At 37.8% G+C, this 17192-nt stretch carries 18 protein-coding genes and 5 pseudogenes; 21 read left to right on the top strand and 2 right to left on the bottom strand.

Features of this window, described 5'->3' with window-relative positions:
* Positions 1-22: 22 nt before the first annotated feature.
* Positions 23-205 carry a 4-oxalocrotonate tautomerase gene (locus ACORHU_RS05500; RefSeq protein WP_001117401.1) on the bottom strand — a complete coding sequence of 61 codons (183 nt, stop codon included), beginning with the start codon at positions 203-205 and terminating at the stop codon, positions 23-25.
* Positions 206-328: 123 nt separating this feature from the next.
* On the opposite strand from ACORHU_RS05500, the gene ACORHU_RS05495 reads away from it, so the two are divergent.
* The 13 genes and pseudogenes from ACORHU_RS05495 to ACORHU_RS05435 all read left to right on the top strand — a co-directional run bounded on the left by ACORHU_RS05495 (position 329) and on the right by ACORHU_RS05435 (position 12094).
* A complete protein-coding gene (locus ACORHU_RS05495) occupies positions 329-919 on the top strand; it encodes a thymidine kinase (protein WP_434363835.1) in 591 nt (196 codons plus the stop codon).
* Positions 916-1995 (top strand): peptide chain release factor 1, encoded by a 1080-nt coding sequence (prfA, locus tag ACORHU_RS05490; RefSeq protein WP_001028830.1) that lies wholly within the window; start codon positions 916-918, stop codon positions 1993-1995. Before ACORHU_RS05495 ends, prfA begins: the two co-directional genes overlap by 4 nt.
* Entirely contained in the window at positions 1995-2831 is an 837-nt protein-coding gene (gene prmC, locus ACORHU_RS05485; RefSeq protein ID WP_061759152.1) for a peptide chain release factor N(5)-glutamine methyltransferase, read from the top strand. Before prfA ends, prmC begins: the two co-directional genes overlap by 1 nt.
* Positions 2815-3417 (top strand): L-threonylcarbamoyladenylate synthase, encoded by a 603-nt coding sequence (locus ACORHU_RS05480; protein WP_173278458.1) that lies wholly within the window; start codon positions 2815-2817, stop codon positions 3415-3417. Before prmC ends, ACORHU_RS05480 begins: the two co-directional genes overlap by 17 nt.
* A 1-nt stretch (position 3418) precedes the next feature.
* Positions 3419-3850 carry a GNAT family N-acetyltransferase gene (locus ACORHU_RS05475; RefSeq protein WP_061759150.1) on the top strand — a complete coding sequence of 144 codons (432 nt, stop codon included), beginning with the start codon at positions 3419-3421 and terminating at the stop codon, positions 3848-3850.
* A gap of 60 nt (positions 3851-3910) precedes the next feature.
* Positions 3911-5167, top strand: coding sequence for a serine hydroxymethyltransferase (glyA, locus tag ACORHU_RS05470; RefSeq protein ID WP_434363833.1), 1257 nt, complete (start codon positions 3911-3913; stop codon positions 5165-5167).
* Positions 5168-5174: 7 nt separating this feature from the next.
* Positions 5175-6149 carry a nucleoid-associated protein gene (locus ACORHU_RS05465; protein ID WP_434363831.1) on the top strand — a complete coding sequence of 325 codons (975 nt, stop codon included), beginning with the start codon at positions 5175-5177 and terminating at the stop codon, positions 6147-6149.
* A pseudogene (gene pmp23 / locus ACORHU_RS05460) lies at positions 6149-6763 on the top strand (cell wall hydrolase Pmp23). The gene ACORHU_RS05465 and the pseudogene pmp23 overlap by 1 nt, the downstream one beginning before the upstream one ends.
* Positions 6764-6836: 73 nt before the next feature.
* Positions 6837-7811 carry a DUF1002 domain-containing protein gene (locus ACORHU_RS05455; protein WP_434363829.1) on the top strand — a complete coding sequence of 325 codons (975 nt, stop codon included), beginning with the start codon at positions 6837-6839 and terminating at the stop codon, positions 7809-7811.
* Between the two features lie 73 nt (positions 7812-7884).
* Positions 7885-9240, top strand: a complete 1356-nt coding sequence (gene rlmD, locus ACORHU_RS05450) for a 23S rRNA (uracil(1939)-C(5))-methyltransferase RlmD (RefSeq protein WP_434363827.1) — start codon at positions 7885-7887, stop codon at positions 9238-9240.
* Between the two features lie 471 nt (positions 9241-9711).
* A complete protein-coding gene (locus ACORHU_RS05445) occupies positions 9712-10590 on the top strand; it encodes a DUF262 domain-containing protein (protein ID WP_434363826.1) in 879 nt (292 codons plus the stop codon).
* 110 nt (positions 10591-10700) lie between these two features.
* On the top strand, positions 10701-11411 hold the full coding sequence (locus ACORHU_RS05440; RefSeq protein ID WP_434363824.1) for an HNH endonuclease family protein: 711 nt from the start codon (positions 10701-10703) through the stop codon (positions 11409-11411).
* 104 nt (positions 11412-11515) lie between these two features.
* The gene (locus ACORHU_RS05435; RefSeq protein WP_434363823.1) at positions 11516-12094 is read left to right on the top strand and encodes a hypothetical protein; all 579 of its coding nucleotides are present in this window, start codon (positions 11516-11518) and stop codon (positions 12092-12094) included.
* A gap of 41 nt (positions 12095-12135) precedes the next feature.
* On the opposite strand, the pseudogene ACORHU_RS05430 reads toward ACORHU_RS05435, so the two are convergent.
* Positions 12136-12369, bottom strand: a pseudogene (locus tag ACORHU_RS05430) (DUF5960 family protein); the annotation flags it as partial.
* On the opposite strand from ACORHU_RS05430, the pseudogene ACORHU_RS05425 reads away from it, so the two are divergent.
* The 8 genes and pseudogenes from ACORHU_RS05425 to ACORHU_RS05390 all read left to right on the top strand — a co-directional run.
* Positions 12366-12935, top strand: a pseudogene (locus tag ACORHU_RS05425) (autolysin); the annotation flags it as partial. The pseudogenes ACORHU_RS05430 and ACORHU_RS05425 sit on opposite strands and share 4 nt — an antisense overlap.
* A gap of 153 nt (positions 12936-13088) precedes the next feature.
* The gene (locus ACORHU_RS05420) at positions 13089-13217 is read left to right on the top strand and encodes a putative holin-like toxin (protein ID WP_434365155.1); all 129 of its coding nucleotides are present in this window, start codon (positions 13089-13091) and stop codon (positions 13215-13217) included.
* A 344-nt stretch (positions 13218-13561) separates the two neighbouring features.
* Positions 13562-14803: pseudogene (locus ACORHU_RS05415) on the top strand (recombinase family protein).
* Positions 14766-15527 (top strand): annotated as a pseudogene (locus ACORHU_RS05410) (recombinase family protein); the annotation flags it as partial. The pseudogenes ACORHU_RS05415 and ACORHU_RS05410, both read left to right, overlap by 38 nt.
* A gap of 99 nt (positions 15528-15626) precedes the next feature.
* Complete coding sequence (locus ACORHU_RS05405; protein WP_434365153.1) at positions 15627-15806, top strand: zinc ribbon domain-containing protein; 180 nt, start codon at positions 15627-15629, stop codon at positions 15804-15806.
* A 14-nt stretch (positions 15807-15820) separates the two neighbouring features.
* Positions 15821-16057, top strand: a complete 237-nt coding sequence (locus tag ACORHU_RS05400; protein WP_434363822.1) for a resolvase — start codon at positions 15821-15823, stop codon at positions 16055-16057.
* A 166-nt stretch (positions 16058-16223) separates the two neighbouring features.
* Complete coding sequence (locus ACORHU_RS05395) at positions 16224-16625, top strand: helix-turn-helix domain-containing protein (RefSeq protein ID WP_434363821.1); 402 nt, start codon at positions 16224-16226, stop codon at positions 16623-16625.
* On the top strand, positions 16615-17145 hold the full coding sequence (locus tag ACORHU_RS05390) for an ImmA/IrrE family metallo-endopeptidase (protein ID WP_037596767.1): 531 nt from the start codon (positions 16615-16617) through the stop codon (positions 17143-17145). Before ACORHU_RS05395 ends, ACORHU_RS05390 begins: the two co-directional genes overlap by 11 nt.
* Positions 17146-17192 lie beyond the last annotated feature (47 nt).

The following is a 17192-nucleotide window of genomic DNA, read 5'->3' as shown; positions in this document are numbered from 1 at the left end:
AAGCAATTCTGCTTAAGCTAGTTTATTTGGTACGCATTTCCCCTTGAGGGAAGTAAGTTCCTTCTGGCATGTCGTTGATGATGACATGGACAGCAGATTGAGGGGCTCCAGTGTTGCGAACAACAGCTTCTGTTACTTCCTTAGCAAGAGCTTTCTTTTGCTCGAGCGTGCGTCCTTCAAATAAATCGATGCGTACAAATGGCATAATAGCTTCCTCCACTAGTTTTTGATTTCTTCTATTTTACCACATTTTGCCGTTTAAAGCTTAAGAAAATTATGATATACTAGAATGTAGCAAAAATTTAGAAATGGACGTGAAGCAAGAAACATGGCACAGTTGTATTATCGTTATGGGACCATGAATTCTGGTAAAACGATTGAGATTCTCAAAGTGGCCTATAACTACGAGGAGCAGGGAAAAAGTGTTGTGATTATGACCTCGGCTCTGGATACGCGTGATGGTGTTGGCTATGTGTCGAGTCGTATTGGCATGAAACGCCCTGCCATTGCGATTGAGGAAACGACGGATATCTTTGGCTATATCCGAGACCTACCAGAAACACCTTACTGTGTGTTGGTCGATGAAGCCCAGTTTCTCAAGCGTCACCATGTTTACGACTTAGCTCGTGTTGTTGATGAGCTAGACATACCCGTCATGGCTTTTGGTTTGAAAAATGATTTTCGCAATGAACTGTTCGAAGGTTCCAAGTATCTCTTGCTCTTAGCAGATAAGATCGACGAAATCAAGACCATCTGTCAGTATTGTAAGAAAAAGGCGATTATGGTTTTGCGAACACAGGATGGACTGCCCGTTTACGATGGTGAGCAGATTCAGATTGGTGGCAATGAAACCTATATCTCAGTTTGCCGTAAACATTATTTTGCCCCTGAAATCAATAAGGAGAATGAAGAAAAATGAACATCTATGATCAACTACAAACTGTAGAAGACCGTTATGAAGAATTAGGAGAGTTGCTCAGTGACCCAGATGTGGTTTCGGACACCAAGCGTTTCATGGAGCTTTCAAAAGAAGAGGCTTCAACTCGTGACACAGTAACAGCCTATCGTGAGTACAAACAAGTCCTTCAAAACATCGTTGATGCCGAAGAGATGATTAAGGAATCAGGCGGAGATGCGGATTTGGAAGAAATGGCCAAGCAAGAACTCAAAGATGCCAAGGCTGAAAAAGAAGAATACGAAGAAAAACTGAAAATCTTGCTCCTTCCAAAGGATCCAAACGATGATAAGAACATCATCCTAGAAATCCGTGGTGCAGCTGGTGGAGACGAAGCAGCACTTTTCGCTGGTGACCTCCTAACCATGTACCAAAAATATGCTGAAGCCCAAGGCTGGCGCTTTGAAGTCATGGAGGCTTCTATGAATGGTGTCGGCGGTTTCAAAGAAGTGGTTGCCATGGTTTCAGGTCAGTCTGTTTACTCTAAACTTAAGTATGAGTCAGGTGCCCACCGTGTGCAACGTGTTCCTGTGACAGAAAGCCAAGGCCGTGTTCATACTTCTACAGCGACAGTTCTTGTTATGCCTGAAGTGGAAGAGGTTGAATACGACATTGATCCCAAAGACCTTCGCGTCGACATCTATCACGCCTCTGGTGCTGGTGGACAGAACGTAAATAAGGTTGCGACTGCCGTTCGTATCGTTCACTTGCCAACCAATATCAAGGTTGAGATGCAGGAAGAACGTACTCAGCAGAAGAACCGTGAGAAAGCCATGAAAATCATCCGTGCGCGTGTTGCTGACCACTTTGCTCAGATTGCTCAGGATGAACAGGACGCTGAGCGTAAGTCGACAATCGGTACTGGGGACCGTTCAGAACGAATCCGTACTTATAACTTCCCACAAAACCGTGTCACAGACCACCGTATCGGCTTAACCCTCCAAAAACTAGATACGATTTTGTCTGGAAAATTGGACGAAGTTGTGGATGCCTTGGTGCTCTATGACCAAACACAAAAATTAGAAGAATTAAACAAATAATGAAATTAGCTCAATTATTTTCAGATTTTGAAGAAGAGTTGATAAGACAAGGAGAGGAAGCTGAAAGCCTCTCTTTTGTCTATCGTAGCCTGAAAAATCTCTCTTTTACAGACTTTGTTTTTGCCCTCCAGAAAGAGGTATCAGAGGAAGAAAAACAATTTGTAAAAGGAATTTTTCAACAGTTAGTAGATCATAAACCAGCACAGTATATCATCGGACAGGCAGATTTTTATGGAATGCAGCTAAAAGTGGATGAGCGGGTTTTGATTCCCCGTCCAGAGACAGAGGAGTTAGTGGAGCTTATTCTGGCTGAAAATTCTGAGGAAAATCTTAAGGTCCTAGATATCGGGACTGGTAGTGGAGCTATTGCTCTCGCCTTAGCAAAAAACAGACCAGATTGGTCAGTGACAGCAGCGGATATTTCCCAAGATGCTTTAGATTTAGCTAGCGAGAATGCTAAAAATCAAAAATTTAATATATTTTTTAAAAAATCTGATTGTTTTGCAGAAATTTCTGAAAAATATGATATAATTGTATCCAATCCACCCTATATCTCTCGTGAAGATGAGACAGAGGTCGGCTTGAATGTCTTATATTCGGAGCCCCATCTATCTCTCTTTGCAGATGAGGATGGCCTAGCTATTTATCGTAGAATTGCGGAAGATGCAAAAGACTATCTCAAAGATGGTGGTAAGATTTACCTTGAAATTGGATACAAGCAAGGTCAAAGTGTTCCTGAGCTTTTTAGGAAACATCTTCCTGAAAAACGTGTAAGAACACTTAAGGACCAATTTGGTCAAGATAGGATGGTCGTGGTTGATTATGGACAGGATTAGACAAGAGTTAGAAAAGGGTGGAGCTGTCGTTCTGCCTACAGAGACAGTATACGGTCTTTTTGCTAAGGCCTTAGACGAAAAAGCAGTTGACCATGTTTACCAACTCAAACGTCGTCCTAGAGATAAGGCACTCAATCTCAATATTGCCTCTTTAGAGGATATCTTGCACTTTTCTAAGAATCAGCCAACTTATCTACAAAAACTTGTAGAGACCTTTTTGCCAGGTCCCTTGACCATTATCCTTGAAGCTAATGACCGAGTTCCCTATTGGGTCAATTCGGGCCTCGCAACTGTTGGATTTCGGATGCCTAGTCATCCCATTACCCTTGATTTGATTCGAGAGACAGGTCCCTTGATTGGGCCGTCTGCCAATATTTCAGGTCAGGCAAGTGGCGTGACCTTTGATCAGATTCTAGAGGATTTTGAACAAGAGGTTCTGGGTCTGGAAGACGATGATTTTCTAACTGGACAGGATTCAACTATTTTGGATTTGTCTGGAGACAAGGTGAAAATCTTACGCCAAGGGGCGATTAAGCGAGAGGACATTCTTGCTCGGTTGCCAGAGATTTCTTTTGAGGAGGTATGAAATGCTAAGAAATTTAATAGAAACTGATGTGAAAGCTATATGTGAGATCAACCAAGAGGCTTTGGGCTATTCTTTTAGTCTAGAGGAAACGGATAGTCAACTAGCTAGATTGTCTCAGGATTCCCATCATTTCCTACTTGGTTATGAGGATGTAGCTAATCATGTCTTACTTGGATATGTCCACGCTGAAGTTTACGAATCACTCTATTCCAAAGCAGGATTTAATATTTTAGCCTTAGCAGTCTCACCTCAAGCGCAAGGTCAAGGTATTGGTAAAAGCTTATTACAAGGGTTGGAGCAAGAAGCAAAAAGACGCGGCTATAGGTTTATCCGCTTAAACTCTGCCGACCATCGTCTGGGAGCTCATGCATTTTATGAAAAAGTTGGTTATACTTGTGATAAAGTGCAGAAACGGTTTATTCGCATCTTTTAGTTTATTTTCTTATTGTAGAACCAAACTAAAGGACCAGTCACACTATAAAGGAGAAGACCTATGATTTTTGACAAAGACGATTTTAAAGCATATGATGCTGATCTCTGGAATGCTATTGCCAAAGAAGAAGAACGACAACAAAACAACATTGAGTTGATTGCTTCGGAAAACGTAGTTTCCAAGGCTGTTATGGCAGCTCAAGGGTCTATCTTGACGAATAAATACGCCGAAGGTTACCCAGGACGCCGTTATTATGGTGGAACTGATGTAGTAGACGTGGTAGAATCTATAGCCATTGAACGCGCAAAAGAAATTTTCGGTGCAAAATTTGCCAATGTCCAACCACACTCAGGAAGCCAAGCCAATTGTGCGGCTTACATGGCCTTGATTGAGCCAGGTGATACCGTTATGGGGATGGATTTGGCAGCAGGTGGGCACTTGACCCACGGAGCTCCTGTTAGCTTCTCAGGTCAAACCTACAACTTTGTTTCTTATAGTGTGAATCCTGAAACTGAACTTTTAGATTTTGATGCTATCTTGAAACAAGCCCAAGAAGTAAAACCAAAACTGATTGTAGCAGGTGCTTCAGCCTATTCTCAAATTATCGACTTTTCAAAATTCCGTGAAATTGCAGATGCTGTTGGGGCGAAACTCATGGTAGATATGGCTCATATTGCTGGTTTGGTTGCAGCTGGTCTTCACCCAAGCCCAGTGCCATACGCTCATATCACTACAACAACGACCCACAAAACCCTTCGTGGACCTCGTGGTGGTTTGATTTTGACTAATGACGAAGAACTTGCTAAGAAAATCAATTCAGCTATCTTCCCAGGTATTCAGGGCGGTCCTTTGGAGCATGTTGTGGCAGCTAAGGCAGTTTCCTTCAAAGAAGTTTTGGATCCAGCCTTCAAGGAATATACTGCCAATGTCATCAAGAACAGCAAGGCTATGGCAGATGTCTTCTTGCAAGACCCTGATTTTCGTATCATTTCTGGAGGAACTGAAAACCACCTCTTCCTAGTGGATGTGACTAAGGTTGTAGAAAACGGAAAAGTTGCTCAAAACTTGCTGGATGAAGTCAATATTACCCTAAATAAAAACTCAATCCCTTACGAAAGCTTGTCACCATTCAAGACTAGTGGGATTCGTATCGGAGCAGCAGCCATTACTGCACGTGGATTTGGTGAAGAAGAAAGTCGCAAAGTGGCTGAGCTCATCATTAAAACCCTTAAGAATGCAGAAAATGAAGCTGTCTTAGAAGAAGTGAGAAGTTCAGTTAAAGAATTAACAGATGCTTTCCCATTATACGAGGACTAAAACTTTTATGGACATTTATATTAAGAAAGCTATTATTCATCAGTTCAGTCCGGATGATACCGAGCTGTTCCTAGCGGATAAGTTTCTCAATATCACTCCAAAAATCGAAGAATACTTGCGTAAAAAAATTGAACGTGTGTATTCAGATGAAGCCAAGACTGGGATTTTCGAGGAAGAAAATCCCTTCTTCAATCACATCACAGACGATTTGTTGGAGACATCAGTAACACTGGCTAATCTCTGGAAAGAGGAGTTCAGCATTTCAGAAAATCTCAAGACCAATGACTTGATTTTTGTGCAATTTTCTAAAGAAGATGTAGAACATTTCGCTTTCTTGAGAATTGCCCTGAGGGAGACCTTGACCCACCTTGGTGGAGAAGTTGATAATCCAATCAAGCTAACTCAGAATAACTTGCCTGGATTTGGAACAGGAGCTGATGAGGCCTTGGTCGTCAATCTTCAAAGTCGCAAGTACCACCTGATCGAGAAACGAATCAAGTACAATGGAACTTTTTTGAACTACTTTTCAGACAATCTTCTTGCTGTCGCTCCTAAGATTTCTCCTAAGAAATCTATCAAAGAACTTGAAAAAACAGCTCAGAGAATTGCTGAGACTTTTAACACAGATGATTTTCAATTTCAATCCAAGGTCAAATCAGCTATTTTCAATAATCTAGAAGAAAGTAATGAATTGTCACCAGAGAAATTGGCTAACGACCTTTTTGACAATAATCTGACGGCTCGTTTGAGCTTTATTGATCAAGTTAAGGAAGCTGTACCAGAGCCTGTTCAGTTTGATGAAATTGATGCCAGTCGCCAATTAAAGAAATTTGAAAACCAAAAACTCTCCTTGTCAAATGGAATTGAGCTCATCGTTCCCAATAATGTTTATCAAGACGCTGAGTCTGTTGAATTTATCCAAAACGACAATGGAACCTACTCTATCTTAATCAAAAATATCGAGGATATCCAAAGTAAATAATGTTTAAACGAATTCGAAGAGTGCTTGTACTAGCAGTCTTCCTTTTTGCTTGATATAAAGCTTACCGCGTTCACCAAGATGTCAAGCAAGTCATGACCTATCAACCCATGGTGCGAGAAATTTTGAGTGAAAAAGACACCCCAGCAAACGAAGAGCTTGTGCTCGCTATGATTTATACCGAAACAAAAGGAAAAGAAGGCGATGTTATGCAGTCTAGTGAGTCTGCTAGTGGCGCTACCAATACCATCAATGATAATGCCTCTAGCATTCGGCAAGGCGTTCAAACTCTGACAGACAATCTCTATCTGGCCCAGAAGAAGGGGGTAGATGTCTGGACGGCTGTTCAAGCCTACAATTTTGGACCTGCCTATATAGATTTTATCGCCCAAAATGGCAAGGAAAACACCTTAGCTCTGGCCAAACAGTACTCTCGTGATACTGTTGCTCCCTTGCTTGGTAATACCACTGGAAAGACTTATAGTTATATTCACCCCATTTCCGTTTTTCACGGTGCCGAACTCTATGTAAATGGAGGAAACTATTACTATTCTAGACAGGTGCAACTCAACCTTTACATCATCAAATGTTTCACTCTCTTTTCGACATCTGGCTAGACCAGGTGTTTTTGTTATAAGTTTTCTTTAAGATAGATATATTACTCTAGAATGGTAAAGGAGGAAATTCCCTATGAGAAAGAAACTCTTTCTGACTAGTGCTGCGGTCTTGTGGGCAGTAACAGCTATGAATAGCGTCCACGCAGCAACAGATGTTCAAAAAGTCATCGATGAAACCTATGTTCAATCTGAATATGTCCTAGGTTCTTCATTGTCTGAAGATCAAAAAAATCAAACTCTAAAAAAACTAGGCTACAATGCCTCAACAGATACTAAAGAACTCAAGACTATGACACCTGATGTCTATTCTAAGATTATGAATGTGGCCAATGACTCAAGTTTACAGTTGTATTCATCAGCCAAGATTCAAAAACTAGGTGACAAGTCGCCACTTGAGGTCAAGATTGAAACACCAGAAAATATCACTAAGGTGACTCAGGATATGTACCGAAACGCAGCCGTAACTTTGGGTGTGGAACACGCCAAAATCACTGTAGCAGCACCCATTCCAGTTACAGGTGAGAGTGCCTTAGCCGGGATTTACTATTCGCTGGAAGCTAATGGAGCCAAGGTACCGCAAGCCAATAAAGATTTGGCTCAAGAAGAGTTGAAGGTTTTATCCGATATCAATGCTGAAAACAAGGACAAGTCAGGCTATGATGCTAATAAATTAAACGTTGCCCTAGCCGATATCAAGTCAGGACTTGCCAAAGCTAAAGAAAGCAAGGGAAATCTGACAGAGGAAGATGTCCGTAAAATTGTTGAAGATACCTTAAAAAATTACAAACTTGATCAGGTTATAACAGGAAACCAGATCAATATTATCATTAATTTTGCTTTGAATCTCTCAAAGAGTGATATCCTCAGCAATGCAGACTTTACTAAAACCTTAAATGACCTTAAACAAAGTATCGTATCACAAGCTGGCGACAGTTTTAAAAATATCAACCTTAACTTTGATGCTGATAAGGCGCTAGAAGACGGGGGTAACTTCTTAAGTTCCCTCTGGCAAGCCATTGCCAACTTCTTCAAGAGTTTTGGTTCTTAAGAAATTTCATGGTATAATAGATGGTAACCGTAACGTTGCCGTCTTTTTTGTCGGCCAATAGAAAGAGAAGAGAATGTTAAAGAAAAATGATATTGTAGAAGTTGAAATTGTTGACTTGACCCATGAAGGGGCAGGAGTTGCCAAGGTGGATGGTTTGGTCTTTTTTGTCGAGAATGCTTTACCGAGTGAAAAAATCCTCATGCGAGTTCTCAAGGTCAATAAAAAGATTGGCTTTGGGAAAGTTGAAGAATACCTTGTCCAGTCACCATACCGTAATCAAGATCTAGATTTGGCTTACCTGCGTTCAGGAATCGCGGATTTAGGTCATCTTGCCTATCCAGAACAGCTCAAATTTAAAACCAAGCAAGTTAAGGACAGTCTCTACAAGATTGCAGGAATTGCTGATGTAGAGGTTGCTGAAACTTTAGGTATGGAAAATCCAGTCAAGTACCGCAACAAGGCACAGGTCCCTGTTCGTCGAGTAAATGGTATCTTGGAAACTGGATTTTTCCGTAAGAATTCGCATGACCTCATGCCACTAGAAGATTTCTTTATCCAAGATCCTGTGATTGATGAGGTAGTAGTAGCCCTACGCGACTTGCTCCGCCGTTATGATTTGAAACCTTATGATGAAAAGGAGCAATCTGGCTTGATTCGAAATCTTGTGGTGCGTCGTGGACACTATTCTGGACAAATCATGGTTATCTTGGTTACAACTCGTACCAAAGTTTTTCGTGTGGAGCAATTGATTGAACAAGTCATCAAGCAGTTTCCAGATATTGTGTCTGTTATGCAAAATATCAACGACCAAAATACTAATGCAATTTTTGGTAAGGAATGGCGCACACTTTATGGACAAGACTTTATCACTGACCAGATGTTGGGAAATGACTACCAAATCGCTGGACCCGCTTTTTACCAAGTCAATACTGAAATGGCTGAAAAACTTTATCAAACAGCCATTGACTTTGCAGCATTAAAATCAGATGATGTGGTTATCGATGCCTATTCTGGTATTGGAACAATTGGCCTCTCTGTTGCGAAACATGTCAAGGAGGTCTATGGTGTGGAAGTCATTCCAGAAGCAGTTGAGAATAGCAAGAAGAATGCTCAGCTGAACAATATTTCAAATGCCAACTATGTATGTGACACAGCTGAAAATGCAATGAAGAATTGGCTCAAGGAAGGAATTCAACCAACCGTTATCTTGGTTGATCCTCCACGCAAGGGCTTAACCGAAAGCTTTATCAAAGCAAGTAGCCAAACAGGAGCAGACCGCATCGCCTATATCTCCTGTAATGTCGCAACCATGGCGCGTGATATTAAACTCTACCAAGAGTTAGGATATGAAGTGAAGAAAGTCCAGCCGGTAGACCTTTTTCCTCAGACGCATCACGTGGAGTGTGTTGCTCTGCTCGTAAAAGCCTAGAAAACCTTGAACGAAAGGGGTTAAGAAAAGCCTTGGTATCAAGGCTTTTTGTCGTATAGGGGGGAGTATCAGAATGAGAGTAGTAGTTGAGTGTCTAGGTCTGATAACATGAACTAAGTGAAATGTATTCCTACATACACATGGGGGACGCTTTTATTTCCATAGACAAGGAGTTTGTGGGAATAAACGTGTCCCCTATTAATGAAACTTAAGCAAGGTTTGATTCAGGGAGATAAGTAGAAGTTAGATGATACAATTTAATTCAATAAAATCCTTGAAATTTTAATCTTTCAAGGATTTTATTTAGGGATGTAGATAGATTTCAAGTTATAGTGGTACAACATGTCATCGTTCAAAAAATGTAATCGTTAAAATACTATTAAATCGTTAGATAGTTCGGATATACTTAGAGTTTAAATGTTAGCGTTTTCGTGATATATTATCATAAGAAAAAATTATTGGAGAATCTGAATGAGAAACGATATTCAACCGGCTTTTCAAACAATAAAATCTTATTTTGAAAAATCAGAATTTTATATTCCTACCTATCAGAGACCCTATGCTTGGCAAGTACCACAATGTGAACAACTCATTGAAGATATTAATCTTCATATGGAAAATTTCGATGATAGTTCCCAAGACAATTATTTCTTTGGAGCTGTTCTCATTGCTCAAGAATCTGGAGAAGAGCATGAAGTAACCTTGATTGATGGCCAGCAAAGAACAACGACATTTATGTTACTTCTTAAGGCAATCTTATTGAAGATTGATAAGGAGCTTGAACTTCAACCGACTCTAGATACTGATGCACGCAGATTAGTGAAACGTCTTAATGGTCTTAAAGAGCAGATTGTCACAATGCTTTTCAATGTTTCAGATGACGAAAAATATGATTTCGTTGATGGACTGTATTATCCTAGCGATGATAGAATAAAGTATCTAAATCATTCGATTTCAGAAAAATATGCTAGTGAGATGACTACTATCTTGCTAGGTAAAGATTTTATATCTATTAAAGATAGAGTTCACCAAATCTATCGTCGCCAGAAAGACAACCGCTATACTAACTTCTATAAAAACTTTAGATATTTTTACAATATGTGTAACGAATTGAATGTTTTTACTCTTATCAATTTTGCTAACCACTTTATTGATAATTGCCAAGTGATTACTATTACAAGTTATAATACTGATCAGGCAATAAATATTTTCAATTCTTTAAATGGGACTGGTGTTCCATTGACCCCAATTGAAGTAATTGTATCTAAGACCACCTCAAATGCATCAGATAGGAAAAACTTCGAAAAAATTGGCAAGAGATTGTACAACGTACAGATTCATCTAGATTAGATTTAAATGCGTTAATTACTCACTATATTTTCGTAAAACTTTCAGAACAAAACAGTGCTGATCGAAGAAATCCTGGTATAAGAGCCTTTTTCTCAAAAAATAAACATTTATTGAATGAAGATGTTCTGTTTACTGCTGATCTAAATACAATCTTAAATAATTTTGAACGAGTATCTGATACTATCAATAGTCAATTGATAAACAAATTAAACGGTAATTTACGACCTTTTGTTAGTAGTTATTTATTTTTCAGACAAGACAACACATATCTGGAATACTTACTTAGACTTGTTGTTTTGATTGAATTGTCTGAACTCTCATATAGCCATAAACTTTTTAAAGGCTTCCTAGAAGAAATTAATCTGATGTACAGTCAAGTTGATTCAATTTCAATCGACGAACTTATTTCAAAAATAAAGAACCATATTCATACTAATTTTGTTTACGAAGACGTTAAACAAACTTTGACTGAAAGTGGTGTTTCAAATTCTATTCTTTATGTAAATGAATTCTTATTTGCATTGGAAAAAGGTATGGACTTTAATTTCAATGGGAATATTGATATTGAACATATTATGCCACAAAGTGGTTTGAATATAGAAAATATTATGTCAGATGCTGGACTAGAAAGCCAAGAAGAATTTAGAGATTATGCTGAGAAGGTTGGTAATAAGATTCTCCTTGAATCCGAAATTAACCGTGGAATTGGAGATGCTTGGTTTAGAACAAAAAGAGAGAATACAATCACAAGTGGTCATGGATATATAGGTAGTAAGTTCCCAATAGCTAAATCTCTTGTTAATTATGTAAATGACACTTGAACTAAAACTGACATTGAAGTGTCAATAGAAAAAGCTGCTAAACGAATTGCTGATTTTATTTTTGAATAAACTAGAACGATAGAATTAAGAGGTAAGCTATAATTATGTTATTAAATCAAGTTACTATAGAAATTCCATTAAATATTCAGAAAGGATTAGACTCTGGAATTTATAAACGTTATGGTTCAATAATCATAAATTCATCCGGCCATATAGTAAAGCATCTAAAAGAAGTAAAGGCAGGAGAAGCAGCTCAACAGGTTGTTAAAGGCCTTGCAAAAAATAAATATGTGCTAGTAACAGCTATTGGTGCAACTGTTCTAGCTGTTGGTGGTGTTGGTTATTATGCATTTATTTCAAATAGATATAAGAAGATTGCAAAGAAACTTATAGAAAAGCTAGTTCATTTCATTCAATTAGCACAAAAAGGAGAAGTAAGTGAAGAAGAGGTTGATAATTTCTTAAAATTTTTACAGGATAATCAAAAAGGACTACTCTCTTTGAAACTAGACTCTGAAATAGATGAGTTGTTTGATCTTGTATATGATTATACAATTCAATTTGCTCAAGCAAATGGATTTGAGACTGATACTATTTCAGAAGTGGCTGAAAATAATAAAGTTATTAACTTGATGGATTATCTAAATCTTCAAAAAACAATATATCGTTCTGATGCTGTTTAAGAAGGCGAGAATTAGATTTCCGGATATAAAAAAGGAGCAAATCAGTTTTTTGCTCCTTGATTTATATTTGTAACAGTTTTCTGATAACTGAACTTCCTAGTCAGTTTATCCTCTTTTAAAGTTTCCACATTGAAAATAAAGTAGTGATTACGATTATCTTTGGCATTTTCATTATTTAATTTGAAGTAGTTCTTCTTGGATTTAGCCATGGTTTGCATAATCTCATTTGTAAAGAATGTTAAGGGTGTGACTGTTGCAGAATAATTGTAGAAGTCTGCAGGGGATTAAAACTCATCAATTTTGTACTTACAACCAACCAAATAATGGAAGTGATCATGTCGATCCCTATCCATACCTTGCAAAATGGGGCATTAGTAGAGAACAGTTTAAGAAAGATATTGAATCTGGTCTAACTGAAGGAAACTGGAAACGAAATGAAGTTGGTTGGTGGTGGGAAGAAGCAGATGGCTCTTATCCAAAATCTCAATGGAAAAATATCAAAGGAGAATGGTTCTACTTTGATAATAGAGGCTACTGTTTCATCAATAAATGGTTCAATGATGGCAAGGATTGGTTTTATTTAGATAAGCGTGGTGCCATGGTTACTGGTTGGATGCATATCGATCATCGTTGGTACTATTTTAAGTCGGATGGTAGAATGGCTAAAGGTTGGGTAAAATATCGTGAAACTTGGTATTACTTGGATGAAAAAGATGGGGATATGAAATCTAAGCTATTTATTAAATCAGGAAACGGATGGTACTATCTCAAGTCTGATGGTTCGCTATCAGTTAAACCAGAATTTACGATTGAACCTGATGGTTTGATTACTACTAACTAAGAGTTTGTAGATACTACTCTTAAAATAAATCTTTAAACAAAATAAACCACCGAAGGTGGTGGTTCATGTGGTATAATATCTATTGTAGAAAAGTGAAGACGGTGGCTCCTTATACCGAAAGAGAGGTGATGCCTATGGGCAGTTCATCAAAATCTGACGGAAAGGAGGGGCACTCTTTTGACCGCATTTGAAGTTGTACAGACAATACTTGGTTTTGGTAGCTTTACCATTACTTTGATTGTCTTGTGCTATAAAATCTTCAAAGACAAGGACAAAAAATAATCCGTCCCCACTTTTGAGCGAGTAGGACGGATTAAATCTGTTATACGAGCTACCGTCTTTTTAACGGTTCTACATTGGAGTTGAGTTGGTAGCTCAGCTCCTTTTTCTATGTTTATTATAACATATTGCGATTAAATTTCAAATAAAAAATCTAAGCCTGGTGAAATACATCAGGCTTTTTCTTTTTGATTTTTTCTTAAAACCGGAAAAATCTATCTTGAATGTACCTATTTAGGTAAGAGGACAATAAAGACATTTTATTAAAGTACGGGGTTGCTGATTACTTGACTAATATAGCATTTAGAGGGATATATAGTGTGTAAAAACTTCTTGTAGGAGGAAAAATGAATATAAGAAAAATTGAAGCAAAGAATAATAAAAGTAAAAAGAGAATTTGTGCATATGTTCGAGTTTCTACAACCAACGGAAGTCAACTTGATTCGCTAGAGAATCAAAAAGTCTATTTTGAAAAGTTGTATGCTGAACGTGAAGATATTGATTTTTTGGGTGTTTTTTGTGACAAAGGAATTTCAGGTTCAAAGTATGATAGACCTGATTTTCAAACTATGCTAGATGCTTGTAGAAAAGGACAAATTGACGTTATCCATACTAAGTCAATATCCAGGTTTGCAAGAAATCTTATCAATGTACTTGAAATCAGTCGAGAATTAAAAACTCTTGGTATTGATATCTTTTTTGAAGAGCAGAATATCCACACTTTATCCAATGAAGGTGAAGTTGTCTTGACTGTGTTAGCAAGTTTGGCTGAGGAAGAGTTACAAAGCATGGGCGGAAACCAACGATGGAGTTTTCGTAGAATGTTCCAGAAGGGAGAATTACTCATTAATACTAAACGGTTTTTAGGGTATGATTTAAACGAAAAAGGTGAACTTGTTATAAACAAAGCAGAAGCGCAAATAGTAAGAACCATCTTTTATAGTTATTTAGAAGGAATGGGTACACATAGATTTGCCAAAAAACTTAATGAGGGCACGGTTCCAACTGTAACAGGAAAGAAATGGTATGATAGCACAATTCGTAATATCTTAAAAAACGAAAAATACAAAGGCTCTTTACTACTTCAAAAATACTTTCATGACGGTGTAAACGGTCCAAAGAAATTAAATCAAGGACAGGTTGAACAATACTATATCGAAGATAATCATGAAGGAATTGTATCTAAGGAAATATGGGAGAAGATTCAGGAAAAAATGAAAAGCCGTTCACGGATACAAGGTACAAATAAAACCTATAAATTTTCCAGAATGTTAAAATGCCAATATTGTGGTTCAACATTAAAAAGACAAGTATCTTATAAGAAAAAGATTGTTTGGTGTTGTTCCAAATATATCAAAGAAGGAAAAAATTCATGTAAAGGTATGAGAGTCTCTGAAAGGGATATTGAAGATTGAAAACTAAGTTCACCGGTAATTGTGTTAGAAAGGATAGAAGATGGAGAAAAACATTACGGTTATACCGGCCAAAAAGCTACAGCAAACGGTCATATTTCAAACTCAGAAAAAGATCAGAGTAGCTGCTTATTGTCGAGTGTCCACCGGCCAAGACGAACAGCTATCAAGCTATGAGAACCAGGTTCGGTATTACAAAGAGTATATTCAGCAGAATCCTTTCTACGAGTTAGTTGATATTTATGCGGATGAAGGGATTTCAGGAACCAATACCAAGAAACGCACAGAGTTTAATCAGCTCATAGCGGACTGTCGAAAAGGCAAAGTAGATAGAATTATAGTGAAGTCTATCAGCCGTTTTTCCAGGAATACGCTGGACTGCTAAAAATATGTCCGGGAGTTAAAAGAACTTGGAATCGGAGTCACTTTTGAAAAGGAGAATATTGACAGTCTGGATGCTAAAGGAGAGGTACTTCTGACCATTCTTTCTTCTCTGGCCCAAGATGAATCCCGTTCTATCTCAGAGAATGCGACTTGGGGAATTCGAAAGAAGTTCGAACGGGGTGAAATAAGAGTCAACACAACCAAGTTTGTAGGATATGACAAGGGTGAGAATGGAAATCTTATCATCAATGAGGAGCAGGCCAAGATTGTCAGACGAATCTTTCAGGATTTTTTACAAGGAGAAACACCAGAAAGTATAGCGAGAAGTCTGAAAGAAGAAGGGGTTCCAGGTTGGAATGGGAAGGTTAACTGGTACCCTACTACGATTCAAAAGATGCTTCAGAATGAGAAGTACATGGGATATGCCCTCTTACAGAAAACCTATACGGTGGATTTTCTTACAAAGAAACGCAGTGAGAATCAGGGACAAGTCAATCAATACTATATTGAAGGCAACCATGAAGCTATTATTGATAAGGAGACATGGGAACTAGTGCAGCTGGAATTAGCAAGGAGGAAAGCATTTCGTGAAGAACATCAACTGAATTTTTATATCATGCAAAATAAGGATAACCCCTTCACTTCCAAGGTGTTCTGTGCAGAATGCGGTTCAGCTTTTGGACGTAAGAATTGGACGACAAGTCGTGGCAAACGTAAAGTTTGGCAGTGTAACAACCGCTATAAGGTAAAGGGGCTGATTGGTTGTCAGAATAACCATATCGATGAGGAAAACTAGAGAAAGCCGTAGTAATGGCAGTAAAATTACTGAGTGAGAATGTGGATTTGTTGCATGGAAAGTGGAATAAAATGTTGGAAGAAAACCGGTTATTAGAAAAGCATTACAGTGTGTTGCTGGCTAAATTGATAAACAAGGATTGTTGGGAATATGATTCCTTTGAGATGTGTCAGGTACTAGATAGTATTTTGATTTCGGAGGATGGACAGATTACCGTTAGATTTTTAGAAGGAACAGAGGTTGATTTATAAGACCCTAGTTAGAAAGTAAGTTTTCTAACTAGGATCTTTTTTGCGTTAATTTTACCTTACTACTTCAATTAATAGAAATATTTTCAGTCCGTCACATATTAACCGAGATCAGAAAATAAATTAACTCAAAAGGTTGAAAAATTATTTGAAATAGTTTATAATTAATATGAAAGATAAATGGAGGAAACTGAATATGATAACGGAGTATGGTAAATTTCTAAGAAAATTGAGAATAGATCAAGGTCAAACCCTCAAAATAATGGCGGAAAAACTAGGTATAAGCTCGGCTTTTTTATCAGCTGTAGAGAATGGTAAAAAGAAAATCCCTAAAACATGGGAAACCAAATTAGCAACTGAGTATGAACTAAATGGCGAACAATTAGAGGAATTAAGACGTAGTCAACAAGACAGTCAACAATTAATAGAAATAAACCTAGAAACACTATCTGAAGCTCAAAAGGATACAGCTTTTGCTTTTGCTAGAAGTCTTGAGAAATTTGACACACAAGATTTATCAAAATTAGCCAATTTTTTTAGTAAGATTCAGGAGGGAGTTAATGACCTATAATTATAAAGTATCTCCATGTTCAAGATTAGAGATTCGAAATTTTGCTGATTATTTTCGCAAAAAGACAAAATTGTATGATGAACTTGCATATCCAATTGTTGAGATTTTTGAATTATTAGCGGAGGCAGGTTATTATAATTATGAAGTTATTTCAATTGAAGATATGCCAGATAATTATGGGGAAACTCTTCAAGGTGAAAATCTAATCCGGATTCGTGAAGATATATATGATAAAGCTTGTAAAGATGATGGTTTTTCTAGATCCACAATTGCTCATGAACTCCTTCACTTTTTTAAACATCGTCAAGAAGAGATAGTTTTTTGTCGCACTGTTGAAGAAATGAAAAACAGAAAAGTTTATGAAGATCCTGAGTGGCAGGCGAATTGTTTTGCAGGGGAGTTATTAGTTCCAAAAAGATTGGTTAAAAATATGTCTGTTGAGGAGGTGGTGAAACAATGTAAGGTCACTCATGCAATGGCTAGAATTCAACTCGGCCAATATGAGAAAGAAGGATGGTAAAAGAAAAAGCCTTTGAGTGGGGACTCAAGGCTGGTTAGAGCGGCTGG

The sequence above is a fragment of the Streptococcus sp. KHUD_015 genome (assembly GCF_051106265.1).
Classification (GTDB): domain Bacteria; phylum Bacillota; class Bacilli; order Lactobacillales; family Streptococcaceae; genus Streptococcus.
This window is presented reverse-complemented; position numbering and strand designations above follow the sequence as displayed.

What these genes read in the sequence shown, in the direction of transcription:
- ACORHU_RS05500 (WP_001117401.1), bottom strand. Translation starts at nt 205, where the DNA reads ATGCCATTTGTACGCATCGATTTATTTGAAGGACGCACGCTCGAGCAA.
- ACORHU_RS05495 (WP_434363835.1), top strand. Translation starts at nt 329, where the DNA reads ATGGCACAGTTGTATTATCGTTATGGGACCATGAATTCTGGTAAAACG.
- prfA (WP_001028830.1), top strand. Translation starts at nt 916, where the DNA reads ATGAACATCTATGATCAACTACAAACTGTAGAAGACCGTTATGAAGAA.
- prmC (WP_061759152.1), top strand. Translation starts at nt 1,995, where the DNA reads ATGAAATTAGCTCAATTATTTTCAGATTTTGAAGAAGAGTTGATAAGA.
- ACORHU_RS05475 (WP_061759150.1), top strand. Translation starts at nt 3,419, where the DNA reads ATGCTAAGAAATTTAATAGAAACTGATGTGAAAGCTATATGTGAGATC.
- glyA (WP_434363833.1), top strand. Translation starts at nt 3,911, where the DNA reads ATGATTTTTGACAAAGACGATTTTAAAGCATATGATGCTGATCTCTGG.
- ACORHU_RS05465 (WP_434363831.1), top strand. Translation starts at nt 5,175, where the DNA reads ATGGACATTTATATTAAGAAAGCTATTATTCATCAGTTCAGTCCGGAT.
- ACORHU_RS05455 (WP_434363829.1), top strand. Translation starts at nt 6,837, where the DNA reads ATGAGAAAGAAACTCTTTCTGACTAGTGCTGCGGTCTTGTGGGCAGTA.
- rlmD (WP_434363827.1), top strand. Translation starts at nt 7,885, where the DNA reads ATGTTAAAGAAAAATGATATTGTAGAAGTTGAAATTGTTGACTTGACC.
- ACORHU_RS05445 (WP_434363826.1), top strand. Translation starts at nt 9,712, where the DNA reads ATGAGAAACGATATTCAACCGGCTTTTCAAACAATAAAATCTTATTTT.
- ACORHU_RS05435 (WP_434363823.1), top strand. Translation starts at nt 11,516, where the DNA reads ATGTTATTAAATCAAGTTACTATAGAAATTCCATTAAATATTCAGAAA.
- ACORHU_RS05405 (WP_434365153.1), top strand. Translation starts at nt 15,627, where the DNA reads ATGCAAAATAAGGATAACCCCTTCACTTCCAAGGTGTTCTGTGCAGAA.
- ACORHU_RS05400 (WP_434363822.1), top strand. Translation starts at nt 15,821, where the DNA reads ATGGCAGTAAAATTACTGAGTGAGAATGTGGATTTGTTGCATGGAAAG.
- ACORHU_RS05395 (WP_434363821.1), top strand. Translation starts at nt 16,224, where the DNA reads ATGAAAGATAAATGGAGGAAACTGAATATGATAACGGAGTATGGTAAA.
- ACORHU_RS05390 (WP_037596767.1), top strand. Translation starts at nt 16,615, where the DNA reads ATGACCTATAATTATAAAGTATCTCCATGTTCAAGATTAGAGATTCGA.